This is a genomic window from Virgibacillus sp. 7505, from assembly GCF_002272135.1.
Classification (GTDB): Bacteria; Bacillota; Bacilli; order Bacillales; family Amphibacillaceae; genus Terribacillus.
Genome location: NZ_NPBF01000026.1, coordinates 1 through 25,325, shown reverse-complemented (window position 1 = coordinate 25,325; position 25,325 = coordinate 1). Strand labels below are relative to the sequence as shown.

At 44.3% G+C, this 25,325-nt stretch carries 21 protein-coding genes, 1 tRNA gene and 3 riboswitches; of the genes, 9 read left to right on the top strand and 13 right to left on the bottom strand.

The genetic code is table 11. The annotated features are described in order from the left end of the window. Positions 1-26: 26 nt before the first annotated feature. A riboswitch (SAM riboswitch) is annotated at positions 27-130 on the bottom strand. A gap of 198 nt (positions 131-328) precedes the next feature. Further along, positions 329-432, top strand: a riboswitch (SAM riboswitch). 110 nt (positions 433-542) lie between these two features. The 6 genes from CHH91_RS11740 to CHH91_RS11715 all read left to right on the top strand — a co-directional run bounded on the left by CHH91_RS11740 (position 543) and on the right by CHH91_RS11715 (position 7,250). Then, positions 543-1,739: a M20 metallopeptidase family protein gene (locus CHH91_RS11740; protein ID WP_095223697.1), complete on the top strand. Its 1,197-nt coding sequence runs from the start codon at positions 543-545 to the stop codon at positions 1,737-1,739. Between the two features lie 12 nt (positions 1,740-1,751). Continuing rightward, on the top strand, positions 1,752-3,338 hold the full coding sequence (locus CHH91_RS11735) for an ABC transporter substrate-binding protein (protein WP_095223643.1): 1,587 nt from the start codon (positions 1,752-1,754) through the stop codon (positions 3,336-3,338). A gap of 69 nt (positions 3,339-3,407) precedes the next feature. Next, positions 3,408-4,352 carry an ABC transporter permease gene (locus tag CHH91_RS11730; RefSeq protein WP_095223642.1) on the top strand — a complete coding sequence of 315 codons (945 nt, stop codon included), beginning with the start codon at positions 3,408-3,410 and terminating at the stop codon, positions 4,350-4,352. Between the two features lie 21 nt (positions 4,353-4,373). Beyond that, on the top strand, positions 4,374-5,222 hold the full coding sequence (locus CHH91_RS11725; protein WP_095223641.1) for an ABC transporter permease: 849 nt from the start codon (positions 4,374-4,376) through the stop codon (positions 5,220-5,222). Positions 5,223-5,235: 13 nt separating this feature from the next. Next, positions 5,236-6,252 (top strand): ABC transporter ATP-binding protein, encoded by a 1,017-nt coding sequence (locus CHH91_RS11720; protein ID WP_095223640.1) that lies wholly within the window; start codon positions 5,236-5,238, stop codon positions 6,250-6,252. Next, complete coding sequence (locus tag CHH91_RS11715; protein ID WP_095223639.1) at positions 6,249-7,250, top strand: ABC transporter ATP-binding protein; 1,002 nt, start codon at positions 6,249-6,251, stop codon at positions 7,248-7,250. The genes CHH91_RS11720 and CHH91_RS11715 overlap by 4 nt, the downstream gene beginning before the upstream one ends. A gap of 33 nt (positions 7,251-7,283) precedes the next feature. On the opposite strand, the gene CHH91_RS11710 is transcribed toward CHH91_RS11715, so the two are convergent. The 6 genes from CHH91_RS11710 to dhaK form a co-directional block, all read right to left on the bottom strand. After that, a complete protein-coding gene (locus CHH91_RS11710) occupies positions 7,284-7,877 on the bottom strand; it encodes a histidine phosphatase family protein (RefSeq protein WP_095223696.1) in 594 nt (197 codons plus the stop codon). A 51-nt stretch (positions 7,878-7,928) separates the two neighbouring features. After that, positions 7,929-8,543, bottom strand: a complete 615-nt coding sequence (locus tag CHH91_RS11705) for an NUDIX hydrolase (protein ID WP_483372399.1) — start codon at positions 8,541-8,543, stop codon at positions 7,929-7,931. Between the two features lie 30 nt (positions 8,544-8,573). Then, positions 8,574-9,629 (bottom strand): NAD(P)H-dependent flavin oxidoreductase, encoded by a 1,056-nt coding sequence (locus CHH91_RS11700; protein WP_095223637.1) that lies wholly within the window; start codon positions 9,627-9,629, stop codon positions 8,574-8,576. 16 nt (positions 9,630-9,645) lie between these two features. Continuing rightward, on the bottom strand, positions 9,646-10,128 hold the full coding sequence (locus tag CHH91_RS11695; RefSeq protein ID WP_095223636.1) for a VOC family protein: 483 nt from the start codon (positions 10,126-10,128) through the stop codon (positions 9,646-9,648). Between the two features lie 122 nt (positions 10,129-10,250). Next, positions 10,251-11,054: a zinc-dependent metalloprotease gene (locus tag CHH91_RS11690; RefSeq protein WP_095223635.1), complete on the bottom strand. Its 804-nt coding sequence runs from the start codon at positions 11,052-11,054 to the stop codon at positions 10,251-10,253. A gap of 214 nt (positions 11,055-11,268) precedes the next feature. Further along, positions 11,269-13,011 (bottom strand): dihydroxyacetone kinase subunit DhaK, encoded by a 1,743-nt coding sequence (gene dhaK, locus CHH91_RS11685; RefSeq protein ID WP_095223634.1) that lies wholly within the window; start codon positions 13,009-13,011, stop codon positions 11,269-11,271. A gap of 127 nt (positions 13,012-13,138) precedes the next feature. Continuing rightward, a riboswitch (SAM riboswitch) is annotated at positions 13,139-13,243 on the top strand. A 99-nt stretch (positions 13,244-13,342) separates the two neighbouring features. Here dhaK and sfnG point away from each other — a divergent pair. Beyond that, complete coding sequence (gene sfnG / locus CHH91_RS11680) at positions 13,343-14,425, top strand: dimethylsulfone monooxygenase SfnG (protein WP_095223633.1); 1,083 nt, start codon at positions 13,343-13,345, stop codon at positions 14,423-14,425. Positions 14,426-14,710: 285 nt separating this feature from the next. Continuing rightward, positions 14,711-15,895: a DUF4317 domain-containing protein gene (locus CHH91_RS11675; protein WP_095223632.1), complete on the top strand. Its 1,185-nt coding sequence runs from the start codon at positions 14,711-14,713 to the stop codon at positions 15,893-15,895. A 64-nt stretch (positions 15,896-15,959) separates the two neighbouring features. Here CHH91_RS11675 and CHH91_RS11670 read toward each other — a convergent pair whose 3' ends face one another. The 5 genes from CHH91_RS11670 to CHH91_RS11650 form a co-directional block, all read right to left on the bottom strand. Continuing rightward, positions 15,960-16,754 carry an SDR family NAD(P)-dependent oxidoreductase gene (locus CHH91_RS11670; RefSeq protein WP_095223631.1) on the bottom strand — a complete coding sequence of 265 codons (795 nt, stop codon included), beginning with the start codon at positions 16,752-16,754 and terminating at the stop codon, positions 15,960-15,962. Between the two features lie 2 nt (positions 16,755-16,756). Then, positions 16,757-17,785, bottom strand: a complete 1,029-nt coding sequence (locus CHH91_RS11665; RefSeq protein ID WP_095223630.1) for an AraC family transcriptional regulator — start codon at positions 17,783-17,785, stop codon at positions 16,757-16,759. A 389-nt stretch (positions 17,786-18,174) separates the two neighbouring features. Continuing rightward, positions 18,175-20,256 carry a bifunctional metallophosphatase/5'-nucleotidase gene (locus CHH91_RS11660; RefSeq protein WP_095223629.1) on the bottom strand — a complete coding sequence of 694 codons (2,082 nt, stop codon included), beginning with the start codon at positions 20,254-20,256 and terminating at the stop codon, positions 18,175-18,177. Positions 20,257-20,462: 206 nt separating this feature from the next. After that, positions 20,463-21,692: a Zn-dependent hydrolase gene (locus CHH91_RS11655; RefSeq protein ID WP_095223628.1), complete on the bottom strand. Its 1,230-nt coding sequence runs from the start codon at positions 21,690-21,692 to the stop codon at positions 20,463-20,465. 15 nt (positions 21,693-21,707) lie between these two features. Next, positions 21,708-22,901 carry a hypothetical protein gene (locus CHH91_RS11650; protein WP_095223627.1) on the bottom strand — a complete coding sequence of 398 codons (1,194 nt, stop codon included), beginning with the start codon at positions 22,899-22,901 and terminating at the stop codon, positions 21,708-21,710. A 343-nt stretch (positions 22,902-23,244) separates the two neighbouring features. Here CHH91_RS11650 and CHH91_RS11645 point away from each other — a divergent pair, with 343 nt between their 5' ends. Beyond that, positions 23,245-24,315: an aldo/keto reductase gene (locus CHH91_RS11645; protein ID WP_095223626.1), complete on the top strand. Its 1,071-nt coding sequence runs from the start codon at positions 23,245-23,247 to the stop codon at positions 24,313-24,315. A 177-nt stretch (positions 24,316-24,492) separates the two neighbouring features. On the opposite strand, the gene CHH91_RS11640 is transcribed toward CHH91_RS11645, so the two are convergent. After that, entirely contained in the window at positions 24,493-25,119 is a 627-nt protein-coding gene (locus CHH91_RS11640; RefSeq protein WP_095223625.1) for a hypothetical protein, read from the bottom strand. Positions 25,120-25,229: 110 nt separating this feature from the next. After that, positions 25,230-25,311, bottom strand: a tRNA-Leu gene (locus CHH91_RS11635). Between the last annotated feature and the right edge of the window lie 14 nt (positions 25,312-25,325).

Below are 25,325 nucleotides of genomic sequence, written 5' to 3'. Positions count from 1 at the left end.
GAAGGTTCAGTCATGACCGAATCAGCTTCTTATCTTTAAGGCGGATACCTTTTGGATTTAGCACCGTGTCTTCTCAGACTGGTTGCTGAGACATCACTGGGCCAAGTCCCTCCGTCTCTCTTGATAAGAAAAGTTCTATATAATTTTTATATTAAAGCTATGTTATCACAAAAGAATGAACAGTCAAGCAGTATTTAAAATTTTCTGCCAAATAACTCTTTTACTAATGGAATTTTTGGCGTAGTCATGCCGATCAGGAGAAATAGCAAAAAAAAATAGGATTGACACCTAGAACTTTTCAGTCTATCCTTTTCCTTACAACTGATATTTCTTATCGAGATTGGTGGAGGGAATGGCCCAACGAAACCAAAGCAACAGGCTGCAAGCCGCAGTACTGTGCTAATTCCAGGTGTTTAACACTGAAGATAAGAAGAGCGGAAAATCTTTAAAAGACCCTCTTCTGTCTAGAAGAGGGTCTTTTTTTGATCTTAATCCCGATTATTTTCATTGGAAATATCAAGATTGTTACAGGAGGTTTGAAAATGGAACAGATCAAGCAGACACTTGCGGAAGTACATACGGAGCTGGAAGACAATTTCGCAGAAGTCGTGGAGTGGAGACGTTATTTGCATCAGCATCCAGAATTGAGTTTCCAGGAGACAGAGACTGCCCGTTTTATCGCCGACAAGCTGCGCAGCTTCGGCTATGAAGATATCCAGACAAATATTGGCGGATTTGGTATCGTCGCTTCCCTATCAGGTAAGGCAGCAGGTCCGACGATTGCGCTGCGAGCAGATTTCGATGCCCTGCCGATAGAAGATGAAAAAGAAACAGCCTATCGATCCAAGACTCCTGGCGTGATGCATGCTTGCGGTCATGACGGCCATACAGCGGCATTGCTTGGAACTGCCAAAGCACTGATCAAGCATAAGGATAGCCTGAAAGGTAAAGTAGTCTTCCTGTTCCAGCCGGCTGAGGAAGTTCCTCCAGGCGGCGCAAAAGCGATGATTGAAGATGGTGCACTTGATGGTGTGGATTATGTTTATGGTGCCCACCTTAATTCAGCTGCCCCTATCGGAAAGATCGGTGTGGGCGAAGGCTTCAAGATGGCAGCAGTAGATAAATTCGCGATTACTATCCAAGGAAAAGGCGGTCATGGTGCAGCTCCTCATGAGGCTGTCGATCCAATTGTCATCGGAAGTGATATCGTCAGCGCCCTGCAAAAAATTGTCAGCCGCAGAGTCAATCCGCTGGAATCAGCAGTTGTGACACTTGGTGTGTTTCAATCTGGCCAAGCATTCAATGTTATTCCGGATACCGCCAGATTGGAAGGAACAGTACGGACATTCAACGCAGACATACGCCAGCAGGTAAGGAAACAAATAGAGTCCATTGTAGCTGGTATCGCAACTGGTTTCGGCGCAACCTATTCCATCGATTATTTACATGGCTACCCTGCTCTTTATAACTATCCAGAAGAAACTGCACTTCTGCAGCGTCTTTTTAGCGAACAATTCGGTGAAGAACAGGTTATTCCACTTGAAACCGGGATGGGAGCAGAGGATTTCGCTTACTATCTGCAAGAGAAACCGGGAAGCTTCTTTAAAGTCGGCTCCCGCAATGACGATACAGGCACCCATTATCCGCATCACCACCCTAAATTCGACATCGATGAGCGAGCTTTGCTCATCACGGAAAAAGCATTCACGAAAATCGTATTCTCGTTATTGGGAAGCTAAGGAGGAAGTATATTGAATAAGAAGCTTGCACTTATATTATTCGGCCTGATGGCCACCATCGCCCTGTTCGGGTGCTCCAGCAGTTCCAGCAGCAGTTCCGGCGCAAGCGGCGGAGAGCCCGTTGAAGGCGGTGACTTGAACGTTGCCATGACTGCTGATCCTGATACGCTTGACTGGATGTATTCCGGAGAAAGTGCCACCAGAAAAATTGGCTGGCATATTTACGAAGGTTTATTTGCACTAGATCATGATTATCAAGTACGCCCTTTGCTTGCTGATGATTATACCGTTAGTGATGATAAGAAAACCTATACGATCACGCTTCGTGACGGACTTAAGTTCCATAACGGGCAAGACGTAACAGCGGAAGACGCAAAAGCATCTATCGACCGCTGGCTGAAGGTCTCCTCTGTCGGTAAGATCACTGCAACGCATGTTGATTCCGTAGAAGCAACGGATGACCTGACATTGGTCATTACGCTTAACGATCCGTATACCGCTTTGCTTACTGATATGTCTGCACCAAAAGCATCAGCTGTCATCCTTCCAGCTGACATTGCGGAAGCTGCAGGTGAACAGCCGCTGACAAACGAGCAGCTGATCGGTACAGGTCCATTCAAATTTGATTCGTGGAAGCGCGGGAATGAGATTGTATTATCCAAATTCGAAGACTATCAATCTCGTGAGGAGGAAGACTGGGGAGGTTTGACTGGTAAGAAGACCGCATACCTGGATACGATTCACTTTAAAATCGTAAAAGACCCGCAAGTAATGCTCAATGGTCTGAAGACAGATCTTTATGATTACGTACAGTCCATTCCGCTTGATTTATATGATGTAGTTGATACGACACCGAATGTTGAACCAGCTATTTCCAGCAATGGCTATTCCGTCATTACACCGGATAAATCAGAAGCACCCTTCGATGACATCAAGGTCAGAGAAGCACTGCATGCTGCACTGGATAAAGAAGCAATCGCGAAAGCAACATATGGCAACAGCGAATTTTATAATCTGGACGGCGCCTTGTTCACACCAGATCAGACAGCTCTTTACTCAGATCAAAACATTGATAATTTCGACGCGTTTGATCAGGATGAAGCTAAAAAACTGCTTGAAGACAGCTCCTATGATGGGCAGCCGGTGAAAATCATCTTCTCCAATGACCATGCAGAGTATAAGAAAATTGCCGAAATCGCAGAACAGCAGCTTGAGGCAGTTGGATTCAACGTCGAGCTGGAGTCCTATGAATGGGCAACTTACCTGGAAAAATGGAGCGATGGCGCTAACTGGGATATGGTCGTAGTAGGCTGGTCTCCTTTCTTCTCGCCAAACCAAGCTGGTGTAGTGAGCCAGGATTCCAACAGCAGCGGCTGGTACAACAGCGAACGCTGGCAGGAGCTAATCGCCCAGTGGGGTGAAGCGGAAGATGAGGCTGCTCAGCAAGAAATACTCGCTGAGCTGAATAAGACGATTTATGACGAGCTTCCATTTGAGAAAGTAAGCAACCTTTCCACATTGGATGCACGAACTTCCAAGCTGCAGGATTATGATGATTGGTATGGTCCTCGCTTCTGGAATACATGGAAATCACAGTAATGCCCCGAGAAAATCGCCTGCGTTACCGCTGGCGATTTTCTTCCATTTCTAAATGAAGGAGTGACGCACGTGCTTCGTTACACGATCCGAAGACTGTTATCTGTTGTACCGGTTATGCTAGTCGTCAGCATCATTGTATTCCTGCTCGTTCACCTAACGCCAGGAAATCCAGCCTTCATCATCCTTGGTGAAGACGCTTCTCCTGAAGCTATTGCGCAGCTGGAAGAGCAGCTTGGTTTGAATGAGCCTTTGTATATCCAATTCTTCGACTGGCTCAAACAAGTCATCACCGGCGACCTCGGGACGAGTGTCTATTCTGCCCAGCCAGTGACGGAACTGATTTTTGGCAACTTTGGACCGACAATCAGCTTGATGGTATTGTCCCTGCTCTTTATTTTGGTCATCTCCATTCCGCTTGCAATCCTGATTGTGTCTTTGCGTAAGACGATTCTGGATCCGTTATTTACTAACGCTTCCCTTCTAGGCGTATCAATTCCGGAATTCTGGCTTGCGATTTTGCTTGTACTCGTTTTTGGCGTAACATTCCCGATTTTCCCGGTTGCAGGCTATATGCCGCTTGCGGAAGGCTTTGGTCCATGGATTTATCATTTGCTGCTGCCTGCTTTAGTGCTGGCATTAGTGGAAATCGGCATCATTGCCCGAATGCTGCGCGACAGCATGCTTGATTCCGTGAACCAGGATTATACAAAAACAGCACGGGCGAAAGGCGTCCGTGAACGTGATGTATTGATGAAGCACGTATTCTCCAATGCGCTTATCCCGACAACAACTGTTCTAGGTGCCACAGTGGCTGGTCTGCTTGGCGGAACGGTTATTATTGAAACACTTTTCACCATCCCTGGGATCGGACAGCTGCTTATCGATTCGATTCACCGACGGGATTACCCTGTGATTCAAGGTGTCGTGCTATTCATCGCCGCGATTTATGTCCTGGTCAACTTGATCGTCGATCTTTTGTATGCATTCCTTGATCCGAGAATCCGCTATGATTGAGCCGAAGGAGGTACATACACGATGATGTCCAAGAAACGAAATATAATTGCACTTACTATTTTCTTACTCGTTGCATTGGCAACCATAACGGCAAATCTGTGGCTGCCGGTCTCCCCTGCGGCGATAGATGCCAACCAGCGTCTGCTTTCACCATCTGGCACCCATTGGTTTGGTACAGATGATTTTGGCCGGGACATCTTTGCACGGGTTATTGTAGCTGCACGCGTGTCACTGGCTGTCGGCGTCATAGTAGCCGTCGTAGCAACTGTGATTGGCACACTGATCGGACTTGTATCCGGCTATTTCCGTAAGACAGATTTCATTCTGATGCGGATTGTGGATGGCTTTCTCGCCTTCCCTGCCCTTTTGCTTGCATTAGCACTAGTTGCAGCTTTAGGCGGAAGCATTACGAATATCGTCATCGCCCTGACAATTGCCTTCTTCCCAGTCATGGCTCGAGTCGTACGCTCTGCCGTGCTGCAAATAAAAAACGCACAATACATTGAAGCTGCAAGAACGACAGGAACGAATAATATGGTGATCATTTTCCGGTATATCCTGCCGAATGTACTCTCTCCAATCATTGTGCAAAGCACATTCATCTTTGCTAAAGCAATCCTGGCTGAAGCAGCCCTGAGCTTTCTTGGTGTCGGAGTGAATCCGTCCACACCGACATGGGGAAATATGCTGCAGGAATCACAAATTTATATCACGATAGCTCCATGGTTCTCGATCTTCCCTGGTATAGCGATCGTCATTACTGTTTTGTCGTTGAACATACTCGGGGACGGGCTACGGGATGCTTTTGATCCGCATAGCGTCAAGAAAAAACGGAAACGAAAACCAAAGCAGACAGCACCAGCTGCCTAGAGGAGGTTTCATTATGCTACAAGTAAATGATCTGCATGTACACCTGGATACCGCAGCTGGCCTCGTCAAAGCAGTTGATGGTGTATCCTTCCGGCTGGAAGCCGGGCAGACAGTCGGCATTGTCGGGGAATCCGGCAGCGGGAAAAGTGTACTCGCCCACTCGCTGACAAAGCTTAATCCAGAACCGCCCGCAACCTATCCAAAGGGTGAAATTCTGTTCGAAGGCGAGAACATCCTGACAATGGATAAAAAACGCCTGCGCAATTTGCGTGGAAAAGAAATCGCCATGATCTTTCAGGATCCAATGTCGAGCCTCAATCCTGTTTTCAAGATTGGCAGACAGCTTATGGAGGCCATCCAGACGCATCAGAAACTCCCTAAAAAAGAGGCTCGGCAAAAAGCAATCGAGTTACTGAAAGATGTCGGCATCCCGGATCCCGAACGACGTATGCAAAATTATCCGCACCAATTCTCCGGCGGTATGCGCCAGCGCGTTCTGATCGCCATTGCACTGGCTGCCAGACCGAAACTGCTTATAGCTGATGAGCCGACAACAGCACTGGATGTAACAATCCAAGCTCAAATCATCGAGTTATTGAAAAGCATTCAGCAGAAATATGGTACCGCAATAATAATGATCACCCATGATTTAGGCGTTGTGGCAAATCTAGCAGACCGGATTCTTGTCATGTATGCCGGTAAAATTATTGAATCCGGCAGTACAGCTGACATCTTCTATAAAACGGCAATGCCATATACATGGTCGCTGCTGCGCTCAATCCCAAGACTCGATGCAGGGGCTCCCGAGAGGCTGCTCCATATCGAGGGGCATCCGCCGAATCTGATTCACCCGCCAAAAGGCTGCAACTTCCATCCTCGCTGTCCATTTGCGAGAGATGCTTGCCTTCAGACTGACCCGCCGCTCTCGGAACGCGGAACAAATCATTTGGCTGCGTGTATGCTCAGCAAGCCTGAATTCGATAAAGAAAAACGAGCTGTAGCCGAAGGTAAAGGAGTGCTGCTGTCATGACTGCATTATTGGAAATAAAGGATCTTCACGTCCATTTCCCAATTAAGAACGGTGTTTTACAAAGGACAACAGGTCATGTGAAAGCCTTGAATGGCATAGATTTGACAGTAAAAAAAGGGGAAATACTAGGAATTGTAGGCGAATCCGGCTGCGGGAAAAGCACACTCGCCCGAAGCATCGTCGGACTGCAAAAGCCTACTTCTGGAGACATTCTTTTTGAAGGAAACACATATACAGACGCATCTGCCAAAGAGCTATACGAGCTGCGGCGCAATATGCAAATGGTGTTCCAGGATCCGTATACAAGCTTGAATCCGCGCATGAAAGTGAGCGAGAGCATCGCCGCTCCGCTTAAAGCGTACAAAAAGACTAAGAACCTGGAATCGCGCGTGAAAGAGCTGATGGAACTCGTCGGCTTGAATCCAGATGACCATTATAACCGGCTGCCTCATGAATTCTCAGGCGGTCAGCGCCAGCGGATTGGTATTGCCCGCGCTATTGCTCTGGAGCCGCAGCTGATCGTCTGTGACGAACCAGTCAGTGCGCTTGATGTATCCGTCCAGGCCCAAGTGATCAACTTATTCCAGGATCTTCAGAAAAAGTTGGATCTGACGTATGTATTCATTGCACACGACCTTTCCGTCATTAATCACATTGCTGACCGTGTCGCCGTCATGTATCTCGGCAAAGTGATGGAAAGATCCAATCGGGATTCATTCCAGACACATGCGCAGCATCCTTATACAAATGCACTGCTATCCGCTGTGCCGCTGCCAGATCCAGACAAAGAACGCGCGCGAGAACGCATCGTCCTAAAAGGAGAACTGCCCTCCCCTGCTAATCCGCCATCGGGCTGCGTTTTCCATACTCGCTGTCCGAAAGCAACTGAGTTCTGTAAGACCAACGTCCCCGTTCCGGAAGAACGCGGCGTACCTGGACAGGAAGTGGCTTGCTTCTATCCTGTTGGAGCGGAGGAGAAAGCGAGAATTACGTTATAAATTGAATAGCAACCTGCGTTGGCAGGTTGCTTTTTATGTACTATAACCATTCTCCCATGGATTCATCCATAATCTTTCTACCCCTGTCAGTTTATAACCATTGAACTCCATCCTATATAAATCCGGCTTAGACGATTGTAATAAGAAATCCAAACCATACTGACTGTCATAATACCCCATCATCAAGGTCATAACAGCACCATGTGTGCCTATCGCTATTTTAGATCCCTGATAGGTTTTCAATAAATCCTCCAATACTGCTATAGCCCTCTTTTGACAAGCAGCATTCGACTCGCCTCCTGGTAAACAGAAGTTTGGATCAGCAAAAGATTTCTTCAACAAAGGTAATAGCTCCTTATCAGAAATCCGCGCATCACCGGAAACAAAGACGCGCTCCCGCAGATCTTCGATTTCATCTACTTCTTTTCCCGCATGTTCTGCCAAGCCTCGGATTGTTTCAACTGCACGCGTGTAAGGACTTGAAGCAAAGACCTCTATCCCTTCGTCCTTTAAAGATTCGGCAATTTTTAAAGCATCCTGCTTTCCTTTTTCAGTCAAACCTCTTGTTCTTTCATTACCTTGCTTAGGCGATTCACCATGTCTAACCAAATAAATTATAGTAGTTATGTTTGCACCTCCAATCTTTAAATAACTTATCAGCTCCAGGGCAGAATTCACTTAATCAAATACACTCTCTTTCCTCGGATTGCGCAGAGCTTCGAACAGCATCTTGATTTGAGCTTCTGTATTTCTTTTCAACGACAATGGCGGCAGCTCCGATTCACCAAAAAAGCCTATTTCACTCGTCTCCACACTTTCCTGTGCTCCTCCGCCGACAAGCTCGCATTGCAGGAAAATCTTGTAGTAATGGAACATTTGCGGCTTGTCGGTATGCTTATCCGAATCAAGCACCGCTAAAAGCTTCTTAGGTACAACATCGTACCCCGACTCCTCTTTGATTTCCTTCACAGCATTCTCACTGGCCGATAGCCCAACCTCACAAAAACCGCCTGGCAGCGACCAGCGTTCATCCATCTTCTCCTTCACCAACAGCAGCTTTCCATCCTGAAACACAACTCCTCGGATATCCAGCTTTGGTGTCGGATACCCTTTTTCAGCAGCAAGAACTTCCCCGATCTCATCTTCCGGCTGGCCTGTGTAGTTTGCGATAATCTCCGCACTGAGCTGCTGCAGTTCCGCGTATCTCTCTTGGTCGAATACATCTTTAGAGAAATGCAGTCCTGCCTGGGAAATCGCCTGTATTCTTCTTGCCCATTCGAGCCATTTTTCCAAGACTATCACCTATTATCCCGTTATCGTATTTCATTCCTCGTCTACTAGTTTATGCACCAGTTCCTTAGCAGTGATAGGCTCTGCTAAATTTGGGTTTTGCCCGCACCATAAGGACATCATGTTTCTATCATTGTTTTGTGCAGCAGCGGATCGAATAGGCTTTGTCAATGTATTCTGGATAGGAAATTCCGGCAGTTCCGTCTCAACTTCCCGTATTTCACGGATGAAATCATTTTCGATGCCTCTGGCCGCCTTGCCAGAGAAAGCTTTCGTTAATGTTGTCTTGTCTTCTTGCTGCCCCTCCAGAATTGCTTGCTTATGTAAGGGGTTTGCACCGCTTTCTTTACATGTTAAAAATGCGGTGCCGAGCTGCGCTGCTTGTGCGCCTAAACAGCGAGCCGCACGAACACCGCGACGGTCCATTATACCTCCTGCTGCAATGACTGGGATATTCACTTGATCGACAGTTTGGGGTATGAGAGCCATCAGTCCAATCATGCTTTGTTCCACTCCAGCTAAGAAGTTGCCGCGATGGCCTCCTGCCTCACTCCCCTGAAGGACAACCGCATCCATTCCAGCGGCCTCGATTGCTAACGCCTCTGACAGAGTAGTTGCTGTGCCAATAATGAATGTGCCCGCTTGCTTTAAAGAGTTGATTACTACAGATGAAGGCATACCAAATGTGAATGAGCAAACGGGGACCTTTTCTTCAATGATAACATCCACCTGTTTATGATAGATTTCTATGGTCTGTTCATAAGATATGAATCCACTTCCCATTCTAGTTGAGCCTAGTTTATCTAAGAAGGGCTTTAGTGATTGTTGCGCCCTGGCAATTGCGTCCTTTTCTTCTTTGTAAGGACTCGGTACAAACAAATTGATACCAAAGGGCTTGTCTGTACTAGCTTTCACTTCCCGTATTTGATGCCGCGTACTTTCCGCATTTAGATAACCAGCACCAATCATCCCTAATCCGCCCGCTTCAGATACAGCTATCACTAATTCTGCTGTTGTTATTCCTCCCGCCATAGGTGCCTGAATAATTGGATGAGTAATAGATAAGGCTTCAAATAAACGATTTGCCATTCTCTGATTTCTCCCTTCACAAACTTCTATCCCTACTCTGCTTATTAGCGTTCTCTTTCTCCCATTCACTCAAATACATCCTGGAAGTGACATTGTTTGGGTTGCCTATCTTCGTAATCAGCTCCAGACTGTTTCCATCTGGATCATTGAAATGAATCTTAGCATGTGCCATTCCATCATGCGCCATCACAAAAGGTTCATGAGGCCCAAAACCGAAAGCCTCTCTCGGCTGATAGCCTCTATCTCTTAACCATCCGGATGCACCTTTTAGATTTTCTAAACTCACTTGAAATGCGACATGTCTTATGGATGGATGATAGACAAGCTCCGCTTTATCCGATTCCCAGAGACCAAGCCAGCTACGGTCCTTTTTAATCCAAAAGAAAGCTAGCCTATCTTCATGAATATGTGATAGCTCTATACCTAACCCCTGATAAAATGTAATAGATTTTTGCAGATTACTAACTGGGAGTTGTGCTTCGTACAAACATTCTATCATTAGTTCCGCTCCTCCCTCGCCCCACTACCAATATATAACAAAAAATCCATCATAAAAAAAGATTGAAAGTATTTTCTGAAAATAGAAAATAAAAAAAGCGGCCATATCGGCCGCCGCTTTTCTTAAGATCCGTACCAGAATTTATTTTGTGACAGCACACGATCATGACCTTCATCCCAGTAGTCTACTGTGTATGAATAATCATAGTTCATGATGCAGCGGATTCCGCTTCCCTGCGCATCGTGACCGATGCCATAGTTATGCGTAAATTCATGCTGTGCTGCGTATGCAGTATTTCTTGTTCCTTGATCAAGGTTTACACTAATCGCACTTCCGGAAGGTGCTCCGCTATAAACATATGCAATACCACCTGCATCAAATCGGCTGTCTCTTGTAAAACCAGCAACAAAATCATACCCGCGTCCATCCCAGTCACGCTGTAAGTCCTGCAGCAAAGCAGAGCTATTTGATCCGCTGGACGACCATTGTCCAACAGCCTCGACGACGTAGTCCACATCATGATCACGGTTGAAAGCATTGTCTGCTTGTTCCACAATTGAAATAATCCTTTGCTGCCAATCTGGATAAGCAGCTCGATATTCTTCATCGGCAACAGCCAGGACTGTCACCTTTTGGCTGCCTGTATCCGCTATACTAAATCCGCCTGTATTACTTTCTGTCCGGTGTTTTTCCACTTCTTTTCCTTTACTGTTAAACTCGACTACATCCGTTGATTGCTCAATAGACGGTGCAGACTCCAAGTCTTTGAAATCCCCTGCTTTAGGGAGCTTGTCTCCAATATGGTCAAAACCGACTGTTTCATGGTTATGCCCATGATCATGCACTTCGTCAGCTAACGATACAGAAGGGACTGATAATAAGGACGTGATAAGCAGAGCTCCAGCAAGAATCGATTTCTTTTTCATATGAATCCTCCTTAAATAGATTTAAAGTAGAATTCTATGATTTTCTGTCAGATTCCTGTCTATCTGGATTGGGAAAGAAAGACCTAGTTTGTCGGGAAAAGATAGCTTTTGTCACCTTCCCTTTACAAGGTTTTTGACAAAGATATACTACTTACTAACCAAAGCAACCCAAAACCTGAACTAATCTAGGAAACTCACTCTCTGCTGCATAGGATTATTTCAATGCAGCAGCTAATTTAGTAAAAATGACCCCCAGTGCATGCGCTCCAGCATCCGGATAACCAAGACTGCGCTCTCCTACCGTTCCAGCACGACCCATCCGTGCAACGATTTCCTTCGTCTTCTCCGCACCAGTAACAGCAGCCTCTGCGCCTTTTTTGAAGGCTGTCTTCACATCTTCATTAGCTGCAGCACTCTGCTTCCAGCTATCCGCACATGGTGCGAGTGCATCAATCAATGTCTTATCCCCGACCTCAGCTCCGCGGCCAAAGGAGCGTTCTCCAATATCCTGGATTGCCGTTACGACACGCTGCAGGATATCTGCGAATTCTGTTACAGTGAGCTCTTTCCTCTCACCAGCTGCTTTTCCGGCAGCACGGAATGCGCCACCCCATATTGGACCTGAAGCACCACCGCAATGCTCCATGATCACCATGGAAGAGGCATCAAGGAAGCTGCCAATCGTAAGGTTGTCTTCATCGAGAATATGTTTCCATTCCCGTTTCAATTGACGGAAGCCTTTTGCCACACTATTACCGAAATCCCCATCTCCAGCATGTGTATCCAGCTTGTTGAAGGCAGCTTCATTTTCAATGATAATCTCACTCATCTTATCCACTAAATAGATGATGTTTTCCAGTGTGATAGAGTCCTCTTTTACTATTGCATATGAATTATCCGTTTCTACTTGGTAGGATACATCGGTATTATCTGCTATTTCTTTGAAATCAGAAAATGCTGGCTGCTCCACAGGTCCATCAATCTTGAAGGCCGGTGTATCAGACTGGCTGGAAAGCAGTGTACGCAGCTCATCATCCAGTGACATGATTGTAACGGAAACACCTGCCATATCAATGCTGGTCATATAGTTTCCTACGAATATCCGGTTTACCTTTATATTCCGTTCAGCCAGTTCACGATTGACCGATTGATTGAACAGATACAATTCCTGTAATGGTGTCCCGCCAAATCCGTTAATCAATAAAGCTGCATCTTCCTCTGGCTGTCCTTCCTTCAGCAGATCCTCGACCATCCGTTTGGCTAATTCGTCAGCTGATAGAACCTTTTCCCGTCGGATACCAGGTTCCCCATGGATCCCGACGCCATACTCCATTTCATCCTCTGCAAGCTTGAAGGTCGGTTCACCTCCTGGCAATGTGCAGGATGTCAAGGCCACACCGATACTGCGTGTCCGAGAGACAGCTTTTTCCGCTACCGCTTTTACCTGCTGTAAGTCACGCCCTTCAGCCGCAGCTGCTCCAGCGACTTTATGTACAAGTACCACTCCAGCAACACCACGTCTTCCAACTGTATACAGACTATCCTCCACTGCGATATCATCATCTACCTTCACATAATCCACTTCCAGCCCATCTTCCTTAGCGAGGTGGGCCGCGTTCTTGAAGTTCATAATATCCCCGCTGTAATTCTTGATAATAAGAAGTGTACCTTTCTCTCCTGCCGTCTCCTTGATAGCTTGATACACTTGTATTTGAGAAGGAGAAGCAAACATATCGCCACAAACCGCTGCATCCAGCATACCTTCTCCGACAAAGCCTGCATGGGACGGCTCATGCCCACTGCCACCGCCGCTGATCAAGGTAACTTTATCTGTTTGCGGCTGTTTTCTTTTGATCACTTTATACTTCTTCAATAATTCGAGTTCCGGGTGAGCCAATACCAATCCGTGACACATCTCCAGGACAACATCCTCAGGTCGGTTAATGATTTTTTTCATTGGTTATCCTCCTCTAATACAAAGCAAAAGTGTCTTTCTACCTCCAGCTTAACAGAACAATCCAGCAATTGCACAAAATAGGTTGACAAGTCTGAATAATTTGTTTACAATCACTAAAAAAATAGTTTTCTTATCAAGAGAGGCGGAGGGACTGACCCAGTGAAGCCTCGGCAACCGACTGTTACTAGCACGGTGCCAATTTCAGAAGGATATTACATCCTGAAGATGAGAAGCGTGAACGGATGGTAGTTACATACCCGCAGCCCTTCTCTTTTATGGAGAAGGGCTGTTTTCGTACACTCTTGATAAGTGAGCTGCTGGAGGGTAAAGCATGACAAAAGTGAAATTTGCTTATTGGGTACCGAATGTGAGCGGCGGGCTAGTCATATCCAAGCTGCCGCAGAAAACGGACTGGAGTTTTGCAGCGAATAAACGCTACGCGCAAATCGCTGAGCAGAACGGCTTTGAATATGCCCTTCTGCAAACACGTTTTATCGCAAGCTACGGCGCTGATAAACAGCTTGAAGCAATAACCCTCGCCTCTGCCCTAGCAAGCGTCACCGAAAAATTAAACTTAATATCGGCAGTCCACCCAGGTCTTTGGCATCCAGGCGTCTACGCCAAAATGCTCGCTACACTGGACCATATTAGCGGAGGTCGCGCCGCTGTCAATGTCGTCAGCGGCTGGTTCAAACAAGAATTCATCAGCTACGGTGAGCATTGGCTCGATCATGATGAACGCTACCGTCGTTCCGAAGAGTTCATCCGTGTGCTCCGGGCGTTGTGGGAGGAAGAACAAGCTACCTATCGAGGAGACTTTTACAGGCTATCAGACGCCCCTTTAAAACCAAAACCAGAAAAGCAGATTCCTATATTCCAAGGCGGCAATTCCGATGTAGCTCGTGACATGGCTGCTCGTGTTTCCAATTATTATTTCATGAACGGCAATACACTCGAAGGCTTACAGCAGCAAATCCAAGACGTGAAAGCCCGTGCAGCCAAACAAGGCCGTGATGTAAAGTTCGCTGTAAACGGCTTCGCCATCGTCCGTGACACAGAAGAAGAAGCAGTATCACTGCTGCGTGATATTGTCAGCCATGCCGATACGGAAGCAGTCGAAGGCTTTCGTGCGTCCGTCAAGGACGCTGGTCAAGCAACCCAAAGCAAGCAAGGCATGTGGGCAGACTCTTCCTATGAGGATCTTGTTCAATATAATGACGGTTTCAAAACCGGTCTGTTAGGTACGGCAGAACAAGTGGCTGAGCAAATCATTCGTCTGAAGCAAATTGGTGTCGATCTTGTTCTAACTGGTCACTTCCATTACGAAGAAGATCTAGAGCGCTTCGGCCGTGAAGTCATTCCACTTGTACGTGAGAAAGAAGCAGCACTGGAAGATGTGACACAGCCCATTTAATATGGGCTGTTTTAACTTAATAAGCTTCCATGATAGCAGATTATTCTATACTATTTTTTAGCTCTCTATTTCTTTCACAAAAATAAAACTAGATTTTCCTCGTTTGTTTAGAAGCAAATCATCTCTTAGAATTTGGCTTCATTTGAAACTCCTTATACTCATTACTTGAACTTCTAATCTTATTTATTTCAAAAACCTACATTAAAAGTCCCGTTTCGCAATCTATCTCTATGTTAAAATAAGTGAACATGCTTTTCACTCTATCAATAAGGAACGGGAAACGATATGAATAAAAAGGACATCGCAACGATTCGCAGGCAATTTAAAAAAGGCAATGATAAACTTAAAATCTCTGATATTTTCAATGTATATATCATGAAAGAATCCAGTGACATCTATCATCACGAAAGTATGCCGTTTGGCATGCTGGATGAAGATCAACAGGAGCTGTTCTTGGGCAATTTCAAAAAAGTACTAGCAGGTCAGCCTGATGAGAAACTATTTGAACTGAAATTCAAACGGGATGTGGAGGACAGCAGCCAATTCATCCTGCACCGCGGCTTACTAACAAATGATGTAGAAGAATGGACGAACGACATGCTGAAGCTTGTTGCTAAGATGCTAGAAGACAGACAGTATGAGCATGATGTGGTCATCTCATTCATCAAGGCAGAATACCTGAAAGCCCAGAAACGCCAGGGTGATGATCCAGAGGAAAGCGCCAATGATACAATGTACTCCCACTCCTTCCTGCTGTGCAGTATTAACAAGACACAGGAACCGAAAAAAGAATTGGAATTTGATTATGTGGAAAGAGAATTCAAATACAATGTCACAGTAAATCCTGTTATCAATCTGCAAGCACCGCTATCAGGATTCTTGTTCCCATGCTTCAACGACAGCGCCGCTGATGTGAATCATGTGCTCTACTCTACAGCAAAAGCATTCGAGCCAGACACGGCATTTATCGAGGATGTTTTAAATGCTGAAGAAATCATGACCGCAAGAGATGATAAAAGTGTCTTTGAAGAGATAGTCAAAGATATAACTGGCGATCAGCTTAATACCTCTGCCCTTGCTAGTGTATATGAGGAAATTAATCGTGTAGTAGAAGAAAATGAAGAAGATGAAGCACCGAAGCTTGATAAACAGGATATCCAGCGCGTCCTGACTATGAGCGGCGTAGAAGACGTGACCCCGGAAAAAGTCGAAACTGCTTATCAAAAGGTTATTGACGATGAGAAATATGAAATGAAGGCAACCAGTGTATTGCCGAAGTACAATTCCAAATCCATTAAAATCAAAACGAAGGTTGCCAATATCGCAATAAGCCCAGAAGATCTGCGTTATGTACGGCAAGTTGTTTTCAATAACAAACGCTGTATTATGATTGAGGTTGAGGAAGACACTGTTATTGAAGGGTTTAAGATGGCGGAGGAAGCTTTGGTCAATAAAGTAAATGAAGAATAAGCAGAGTTCATCGGAACTCTGCTTTTTGTTTTGCTATGAGCGTTCATATAGTTGCTCTTTCCTGTCAATAAATAGTCGGAATCATTCCTCCATCCATACGGATTGGTGATCCCTTAAAAGCAGAAGCATATGGACTGCACAAGAAAGCAGCTAGTCTTCCTACCTCGGTTGGTCTGATAAATCGCTGTATGGCAGATTGGGGTTGATTATGGATCATAAAATGTTTTTCTTTTTCTGCAAACGTCATCTCTTCATTAGCGTATATTCCCTCGATAATTTGCTGCACATTTTCAGAAAGAGTAGGCCCAGGCATAATTGTATTAATTGTAACTTCGGATCCTTTTGTCAGCATTGATATGCTTTTAGCTAATGATAAAAGCATAGATTTTGTCATACCATATTGAGGCATCAGCCCCGAAGGCATTATGGCTTCCTCACTTGCTATGAAGATAATGCGGCCATCATTCTTTTCCAACATCTTTGGCAAATAATATTTGGACAAGCTGTTTGCAGCTAATACGTTGGTACGGAAGTATTTCTCCCATATTTCATCGGTTATATCTTCGTATTGCATAATTTCATAGATACCCATGCTGTTAATTAAAATATCTACATAAGGAAACTTTTCTAATAATGCTTCTCTTTGTTGCATATCAACGATGTCGGCTGCAGCATTTTGCGGAGAAGTTGTGGGATAAGCTGATTTGATTTCCTTGACTATTTGTTCTGCTTCTTCGTTATTCCGACCATTTACAAGGACGTTCACTCCTTCCTTAGCCAGTTCTAATGCAATTGCCTTCCCTATTCCTTTTGTAGAACCAGTAACTAATGCAGTTTTATTGTTTAATCCCATTTCCATTTTTATTTCTCCTTTGATATCATTTTAAGCTGTTTCATTTTATGTTCAGCTCGCCATTTCAAGGGTGTATTTCCTTCCCAGAAACGGAATGCCCGATAGAATGAGCTTTGATCTTTATAACCTAAAAGAAAAGCTACCTCTTTAAGATCTAAAGATGGATCTGCTAAATATTCTCTTGCCTGCTTGTGGCGCACATCTCTTACTAATTCTTTAAAGCTGGTTTGTTCACCAGTCAGCCGCCGTTGTAAGGTTCGTTCGCTCATACCCAACTCACCTGCTACATCTTGTAAGTCTAGTTTTTCCTTCGTTAAGCTGCGTTCTAAAATCCATTTAACTATTTCCTTCAAAGAGTTACTGCGTCTATGCTTTTTTAATGTTTCGTCCAATACCGGGGTTAAAATCTTCAGTAATTCATCATTGTAAGAAACAAATGGATGATCAAGTTCTCTTCTATCCAGTATTAATCGGTTGCGTTCTGCCCCCACTTGAATAGGACAACCAAAGTAATTCTCAAGCACTTGTACGTGATTCATTGAGTGTGTAAATTCTACTGAAGTTGCTTTTATAGGTAACCCAGTGCCGCGACGTCCTAGTTCCAGCAGAAATACAAGTAATGTTCCAATCAGTACTAGCGGAATAGGTTGATCGGTGTTCTGCCAATTAATTTCAATCGTGCATTGCCTTCCTTCTTCTACAATTCGAATATTTTCCGGAGGGCACATTTTTTTGTAACGGGCCATCCTGTTAAGAGCATCTCTGTAGTCACGAGCATGATAAGCTGCCAGGACAGGTGGTGGATATTGAGTAGTTTCAATGACTTGGGGAAGCATAAGCATTCCATCTTCTTTGTCCCCCATAATGTCGGAAAAAGCTCTCCATATAGCGATATATTGTTCCGTAGTCACCTCTGAATCTGTGATCACAGTGAGTGGCATTTTTGCTTTTCTAACTACCTCTTGAGCCGAAATCCCAAGCTGTGTAAATCCTGCCCAGAGTCCATCCGGAATCCTAATATAACTATGTAAAGTCATATATGTACCTCTCTATCTATCAACCCATTATTGCAGATAGTGAATCAGCATGATTAGTTAAGGGGATAGCAATTTTTATTTTAAATATATTATCTAGTTAAGTAATTAGCATTCAGTGACAATACACTTGTAATAGACGTCAATATTATGCTGCACATAAATGGTTACCTTTCTAAATAAGTGTACTTTATTAAAAGGATGAATTTCTGTGTTATTTTAGATGCGTGTTGTTTAGTGAGAATAGACTTTGATCCTATAGTTCCAAACAAGATACCCTCAATGGTTGTAAACCTAGGCTGACGCTCAGCAACAGTCACAGCAATCATGAATAGGGTCCTTATTAATACAAACAAGGATGCTGCGCGTTGCAGCATCCTTGTTTGTATTAATTAAGCTTTCGCTTTCTTTCTCTTAAAGATAAAGAGAACTGCACCTGCCGCAAGCAACACTGCTCCCGCCAGCATGTACGTATACATATTCGTAGCCGTTTTTGGAAGCTTACTTCCACTGCTGATCGGGCTAGTTTTGTCATCAGAAACTTTTACAATACTGCCACCTGAGTTGCTGCCGTCACCGCCATTATTTTGACTGCCCGGCGGGGGTGTGCTGTCTTTATCGTCTGGATTATCTTTATCTTCGTCTGAAGGTTTAGTATCATCTTTAGGATCTTCCTGTGGTTTGTCCCCTGGATTCTCATCTTGATCATTACCGTCATCATTTGGATCAGGCGTTACTGGAGTTCCTGGATCCTCTGGTGTTTCATCATTCGGATCTTCGGCCGGCGGTTCTGTCGGTGCTGGATCAGCTCCTAATAAATCAGTAATACGACCTTCGATGACAGGATCAACCACACCATTCAAATCTTCCACCATGTAGTCACGGAATTGTTCCCAATCGATTTCACCAAGATCCTGTACACGTCCCTCTGCATACGCTTGGGCGAATACCTCATAACCGTCCCCGCCTTTGGCAGTGAAGTTATTGGTTGTTACTAAATAGGTTTGGTCAGGATTGATATCCACATATTCTTCACCATTTTTCACTTGCATGCTTACAACACGGGAACCTGCTTCCTTCGTGCTGTCATAAGCAAATTTCATACCGGAAACCTGCAGGAAACCGCCGCTTTCTTCCGGTGCCAGGCGAACACTGTACTCCAGAATCTGCTTGATTTCATCTCCAGTCAATTGCACAACTGCTGGGTCATTTCCGAATGGTAAAACTGTAATAACTTCACCGACTGTAATCGGCCCTTGATCGATTGCTGCCCGGATTCCGCCGCCATTTTGCATAGCAATGGATACTTCCGGCATTTTTTCCTGTGCTTTAGTGAGCATTGCATCTGTAATTAAGTTACCTAGTTCCGTTTCGTTTGCACGCACACTGACATCACTGTCAGTAAGTCTTGGATTGGTAAGAGGTTTTTGTGCTACTGCACCTGTCTCTTGATTAGATAACTGATCAACTTCCGATTTATAAGCACTAAGTGTGTTAAGTGCTTCTGGATCAGCTTGTTTCTGTGTTACATCGATTAAATGGCCAGAGGAGCCGGTTACAACCCCTTGCTCGTTGAAGTTTACATCAAGCTCTCCTAGATATTGCGCATACTGATATGCTTGTACAATAACTGTCGGATCTTTTGCAGCACCATTTTCATCCGTCGTAACGACAGTCGGCTCGTTTAACTGTGTATGAGAATGACCGCCAACAATGACATCAATCCCGTCAACCTGCTCTGCCAGCATCAAATCATTACCGACTGAAGGGTTGCTGTCATAGCCAAGGTGGGAGATAGCAACGATTTTATTGACTCCCATGTCTTCAAACGCTGCAACAGCCCGCTCTGCTTCGGCTGCGTAATTCGTGATTTTTGCAGCACCTGGGCTGGATGTCATCAAAGTCTCTTCCGTAGTGAGTCCGAAGATACCAATCTTCTCTCCGTTTATTTCTTTCACCATTCCATCGTATACAGTGCTATCCTGCGCATCTTCTGTAAATGTGCTGCTCACTCGGCCACCGGCAAAAGGATCAGCAGATAAGTCTACGTTCGCAGACACAAATGGGAAGTTCGCACCTTCAATAAATTTATTCAAAGAAGCATGACCGTTCTCACTGGAACCAAGATCGAACTCATGATTACCGAATGTCATTGCATCGATATCCATCATATTTAAAAGCGCCAAATCCGCTTGCCCTTGGAATTGGTTGAAATAAAGTGTCCCAGAAAAAACATCTCCGGCATTAAATAACAAAGCCCCTGGCTTATTTTCCCGAACTTCTTTTACCGCTGTCACCATATTCGCCAGCGGCTCTACACGCGCGTGCGTATCATTCATATGCATGATCGTCAAAGAAAAATCTTCTCCATTTTCATCAGCTGCGTATGTACTAGTCGGTAGAACTATTGATGATAGAATAGCAATAATTGCGGCAGTACGCAGTGGAAAACGGAAACGCTTCTTACCTTTCATAAATAGATACCCCCAAATTTTTAATGAATCGCCGACAATATACACACTTATCCACCATGCAAGATTGTCGACTCTTCTACATAATTGTAGAAGTATACTATTAATTTATCATTAAAATATTGTGAATAATATATATAATTTCTAAGTTTTATGTTTATAAAATAAAAAGCTAGACGCTTCGTGGCGTCTAGCTCATAAATAGAAGTTTATTCAGCCTCCGTTAACTCCTTCGCAGCTTCGTAGAAGATTTCGGTGGCCTTTGCAATGTGTTCTGAATCAGACCATTCTTCAGGACAGTGACTTAGTCCCGCCCGACTCGGTATGAATAGCATGCCAACATCTGTAAAGTCAGAAAAGATCATTGCATCATGTCCCGCGCCGCTATTGATGGAGCAATATGATACATTACTTTCTCTGCTCTTATTTTCTAGAAGTGTACGGATGTTTTCATTTAATGCTTTAGGCTGGATGTACAACTGCTCTTCAGCCAATATCTCAATCCCATCCATTTGATGCGTGTTTAAGCATTCCTTCATCCTCTCAATCACATTCCGTACATGTTCTTCTTTCCCTGACCTTAAATCGACTGTGAATACAACTTTGTCAGGAATCACATTAGCACCATTTGGAAACACATTCAGCCGCCCTATAGTGAGAACCGTGCCGTTCCCTTCTTCCACAGCAAGCTCTGGCAATTGACTGATGATTTTGGCTGCTGCTATCAAAGCATCCGCACGACGGTCCATTGGAGTGGTCCCTGCATGGCCTGCCTGCCCTTTGACCGTCACTTCATATTGAGTCAACCCAACGATTGCATCAACAACACCGATAGGAATATTCTTTTCCTCTAAGATCGGCCCTTGCTCAATGTGGAGCTCAAGGAAAGCTTTCATCGTTTTGGAGTCTCTTCCCTTTGGTAGCGAAGGGTCCAGCCCTATTTTTTGCATCGCTTCTACTGTAGAAACTCCATCCCTATCTTTTAGGCTAGTAAAATCGTCTTCACTTAGCAGTCCAGTAATTCCTCGTGAACCCATCAGCCCTCCGCCAAAACGGGAGCCTTCTTCTTCCACTAATGCTACAATTTCAAGCGGATACTTCGGTTTCAAATCATATTCTTGGAAAAGATTCGCAACCTCGAGTGCTGCCACCACTCCAGCTGGTCCGTCATACGCTCCTCCATTTGGTACGGAGTCGAAATGGGAACCGATCATTACACTAGGTGCATCCTCCAGAGTGCCCTCCAGCTTTCCGAAAATATTGCCAAATCCATCTTCCGTTACATTCAATCCTGATGCTTTCATTTGTTTTTTAATATAGCTGCGGGCCTTTACATCCTCTTGGCTGTATGTGAGCCGAGTCGTACCATTTCCAGGTGTTGCTGTAAACTTTTCTAATGCTTCTATATGCTGTTCGATACGTTCTTTTGTTTTACTCAAGCTATTCTCTCCCTATTACAAGAAACCAACAAAGATTCCTGCTAGTATGACTGACACGATGGTTACTGTGATAAAGCCCCCGACAAGCATTGGCGGCAGCATCCGGCTTGTTAATACTTCTCTTTCTTTTTCATCTTCGGTCAAGGACTTGATAACTTCGTTTGTGATAATGTAATCAGCTGGGAAACCGTAAAGAGCCGTCAAGGAAACCGCAAATGCCATATTCTTGCTTACTCCTAAAATTTTACCTGCAATAAAGGAGAAGATGTACATGCCAATAACTCCGATAACGATAGTTCCAACCAGCGGATACAAGATCTGAAGCATCATGCTTGGTGTAGCCTGGTTCAATCCGTCGAAGATGAAGAGCATCAGCACTAAGATTGCAATTCCAAATCCATTTGCCTTTTGCAATGCCTGTTTCTCAAGGAAACCGGCACTAGAGGCAATAACTCCGAACAACAAACAAAGGACGAATGGACTGACTGCGAATAATGGTGCCACCAGAGTTGATACAAGATAGGCTGCATAAGAAACTAGTGCCAGCTTAAAGAACTTAAGGAAATCCGTGTTGTATTTTTCAGGCAATCTCCATTTGGATGGTGCTGCTTCCACAGTAGCAGCTATTTCTTCTTTTGCTTTATCAGTCACGTCCACCTGAAGCTCTCCATTCCGGTAAAGCTTCAACAGTCTTTTCCCTTCTTTCTTCAATACAAAAGATGTAATCGGATAGCCGGCAAACCCTTGCATCACGTAAATGACGATAGCAAACACCGCTAATGATGAAAGACCTGCCGCACTAGCTGCATCAGACATGATCAGGGCAGAAACTACTCCGCCGACTAAAGGCGGAATTGCAACGACCATTGTTTCAAAGCCATAAATAAGTGTTCCAACCGATAGCAGCAAAACAACGATTCCCAAAATACCAGACAGTGCAATCACAATCGTTTTCCACTGCGCTTTCAATTCTTTAACTGACAGCAATGTCCCCATATTGGTAATCAAAAGGTACATCATCATCGTCGCCACAACTGGAGGAACACCAGCCACTGCCACGATATCTGCAGGGAAGAAAGTCCAATAACCTACAAGAAATAAAATTGCACAAATGAATATAGATGGCACCCAAGCCTTCGTCCGAACCGCGACTAAATCACCAATAAATAAAATAAGGGTAAGTATTACTAACGCTAGCATTTGTGACATGAGGGGTCTCCTATCTTCTTGCTGTATTTTTAAAACAATTGAATAGTTAATATTCAAATAAAGACATGTATGAATGATAATATATTTCAAGTTTTCAGTCAATTTAAATTTTTCTTTTCATTATTTTTGGATATCCTTTTACAATTTGAGTCTTTCCGTATTATTGTCCTAACAACACTTTTTTCTGGATTTCTCTTTCCCTATTATGAAAGGACAGCATGCCCAATTTCTCAGCATAATGGAGAGTTATATACACTAGTCATTGGATAGTTTTACTAAATTGGAGGTCGGGTATTGTAGCTAAGATGCATGATATTAAACAACTTTTAATTAGGAGGCGACCATGGAATATATTAACTTAGGAAACTCCGGTCTTCGAGTTCCAAAGTATATACTCGGAACGATCCCATTCAGCGGTACGAATGGCTTTGAAGCTGCCGGTAATGTAAAAGAAGATGAAGCACGCAGAATGGTGGATATGTCATTAGAGGCTGGGATCAATATGTTTGATACCGCGAACCTTTATTCCGAGGGAGATTCAGAACGCGTACTAGGTGCTGCTATCAAGGGACGCCGGGACGAAGTTCTAATTAATTCGAAGACGGGCTTCCAACTAGGAGATGGTCCAAACAATGGAGGGGCTTCGCGCATTAATATTGAAGCAAGCATCGATCAATCGCTGCAAAGACTTGGTACGGATTACCTTGATTTATATTTTGTCCATCTATGGGACGGACAGACACCAGTCGAGGAAACGATTGAAACGATGACGAACCTCATTAGAAAAGGAAAAATCCGTTACTGGGGTGTTTCTAACTACAGCGGCTGGGCACTTGCGAGAACTTTCACTGTTGCTCAGCAGCCTGGATATATCCCGCCGATCACGCAGCAAATCTATTACACACCAGAAGCTCGTGAATCAGAATATGAGCTGCTTCCAGCAGGAACGGAACTCGGCATTGGCAATATGATTTGGAGTCCGCTCGGTGAAGGACTGCTAAACGGTAAAATCGGACGGAATAAAACTGCACCCGAAAACACCCGCCAAGGCGGCGGTTGGTCAGAGCCTTATGTGCAGGATCAGGAACGACTCTATAAGGTGATTGATGCACTGGAAGAAGTAGCAGCAAATCATAATGCTTCTGTGCCGCAAATCGCTTACGCATGGGTCAGAGACCGTCCAAACGTAGAGCCGATTGTTATTGCAGCTCGCAATGAAGAACAATTGAAGGAAAACATTGCTTCATTCGAAATAAAACTAACACAAGAAGAGCATGACCTTATTGAATCAGCAGCCCGTCCAGTACCAATTTACCCGCTCTGGCACCGCGCTATGAGCAGCTTTGAAAAAGGAAGCCCAGCGGAAATGACTTATTTGCAGGGTTATAAGCAGTCGATGGGATTGGATGGCTAATCCTAAACATAGAGATCTCAGCTCTAAAAAAAACTGGGATCTCTTTATTTGTACTTACTCTTTTCAACGCAAATTACTTTATCGTAATACTAATTGGTACTGACTATTTCCTATCATCTATAATATAAAGAAAGAGCACTATGACAAAAAGTCATAGTGCTGTAGGTAGTCTATTATTCATTCCACATCTTCCATTGCATCTGGATACACAACTTCACCAATAACTTCGCCGCTTGCTTCATCTTCTATAGAGATAGTTATAGAATATTCATCAGGATCAGCTCCGTTAAATAGCTGGTACATCATTCCGGACATTCCTAACCCGAAACTAGCAAATCCATCCATGCTATTCTCATAAGCTTCTTTATCCACTACCATAGTAAATTCTGAGAAATCTTTGTTATAGCTGATATCTTTAATTGATGGATAGTCACCGCTTGATACCATCTCAGCAGTGGATTTTTCAAGTTCAGCACTCATTTCGTCCATCAATTTTTTATGTTCTGATTTAGACATCTTATATGTATAAGACCCATCGTCATTTGCTGTAACTTCTATTCCCTTATCTTTTGCATCTGCTATAACATCTTCTGCGCTTTGCCCTTCAAAAAACGAAGCCGGCAAGGATACTTCAACACTAAGCAGGTTTTTATCTACTTCAACGCCACCTTCTTCATCACTTGCTTCACTCGCTGAGGCTTTTGCTGTTTCCTTCTCTGAGCTGCTCACAGTATCATCATTTGATGAGCACGCTGCAAGAAAGGTAAGTAATAATAAGAAAAGAATATAAGCCGATTTTTTCATTTTTGTTTCCCCCTTCGTTTAACCTTACTAAAGTCTTTTTTCCCACAAAAAAAGACTTCAGAAATTCTGAAGTCCTTTATCATCGCTTGGCAATGCGATAATCTGTGTGATACCGGTGGCCGGGGTCGAACCGGCACTCCTTACGGAACACGATTTTGAGTCGTGCGCGTCTGCCAATTCCGCCACACCGGCACGTTAAAAGTATA

Coding starts and splice junctions, on each gene's coding strand:
- CHH91_RS11740 (WP_095223697.1), top strand. CDS start 543: ATGGAACAGATCAAGCAGACACTTGCGGAAGTACATACGGAGCTGGAA.
- CHH91_RS11665 (WP_095223630.1), bottom strand. CDS start 17,785: ATGACTTTACATAGTTATATTAGGATTCCGGATGGACTCTGGGCAGGA.
- dhaK (WP_095223634.1), bottom strand. CDS start 13,011: ATGAAAAAAATCATTAACCGACCTGAGGATGTTGTCCTGGAGATGTGT.
- CHH91_RS11715 (WP_095223639.1), top strand. CDS start 6,249: ATGACTGCATTATTGGAAATAAAGGATCTTCACGTCCATTTCCCAATT.
- CHH91_RS11720 (WP_095223640.1), top strand. CDS start 5,236: ATGCTACAAGTAAATGATCTGCATGTACACCTGGATACCGCAGCTGGC.
- CHH91_RS11645 (WP_095223626.1), top strand. CDS start 23,245: ATGGAATATATTAACTTAGGAAACTCCGGTCTTCGAGTTCCAAAGTAT.
- CHH91_RS11690 (WP_095223635.1), bottom strand. CDS start 11,054: ATGAAAAAGAAATCGATTCTTGCTGGAGCTCTGCTTATCACGTCCTTA.
- CHH91_RS11675 (WP_095223632.1), top strand. CDS start 14,711: ATGAATAAAAAGGACATCGCAACGATTCGCAGGCAATTTAAAAAAGGC.
- CHH91_RS11725 (WP_095223641.1), top strand. CDS start 4,374: ATGATGTCCAAGAAACGAAATATAATTGCACTTACTATTTTCTTACTC.
- CHH91_RS11650 (WP_095223627.1), bottom strand. CDS start 22,901: ATGTCACAAATGCTAGCGTTAGTAATACTTACCCTTATTTTATTTATT.
- CHH91_RS11660 (WP_095223629.1), bottom strand. CDS start 20,256: ATGAAAGGTAAGAAGCGTTTCCGTTTTCCACTGCGTACTGCCGCAATT.
- sfnG (WP_095223633.1), top strand. CDS start 13,343: ATGACAAAAGTGAAATTTGCTTATTGGGTACCGAATGTGAGCGGCGGG.
- CHH91_RS11640 (WP_095223625.1), bottom strand. CDS start 25,119: ATGAAAAAATCGGCTTATATTCTTTTCTTATTATTACTTACCTTTCTT.
- CHH91_RS11695 (WP_095223636.1), bottom strand. CDS start 10,128: ATGATAGAATGTTTGTACGAAGCACAACTCCCAGTTAGTAATCTGCAA.
- CHH91_RS11700 (WP_095223637.1), bottom strand. CDS start 9,629: ATGGCAAATCGTTTATTTGAAGCCTTATCTATTACTCATCCAATTATT.
- CHH91_RS11670 (WP_095223631.1), bottom strand. CDS start 16,754: ATGGAAATGGGATTAAACAATAAAACTGCATTAGTTACTGGTTCTACA.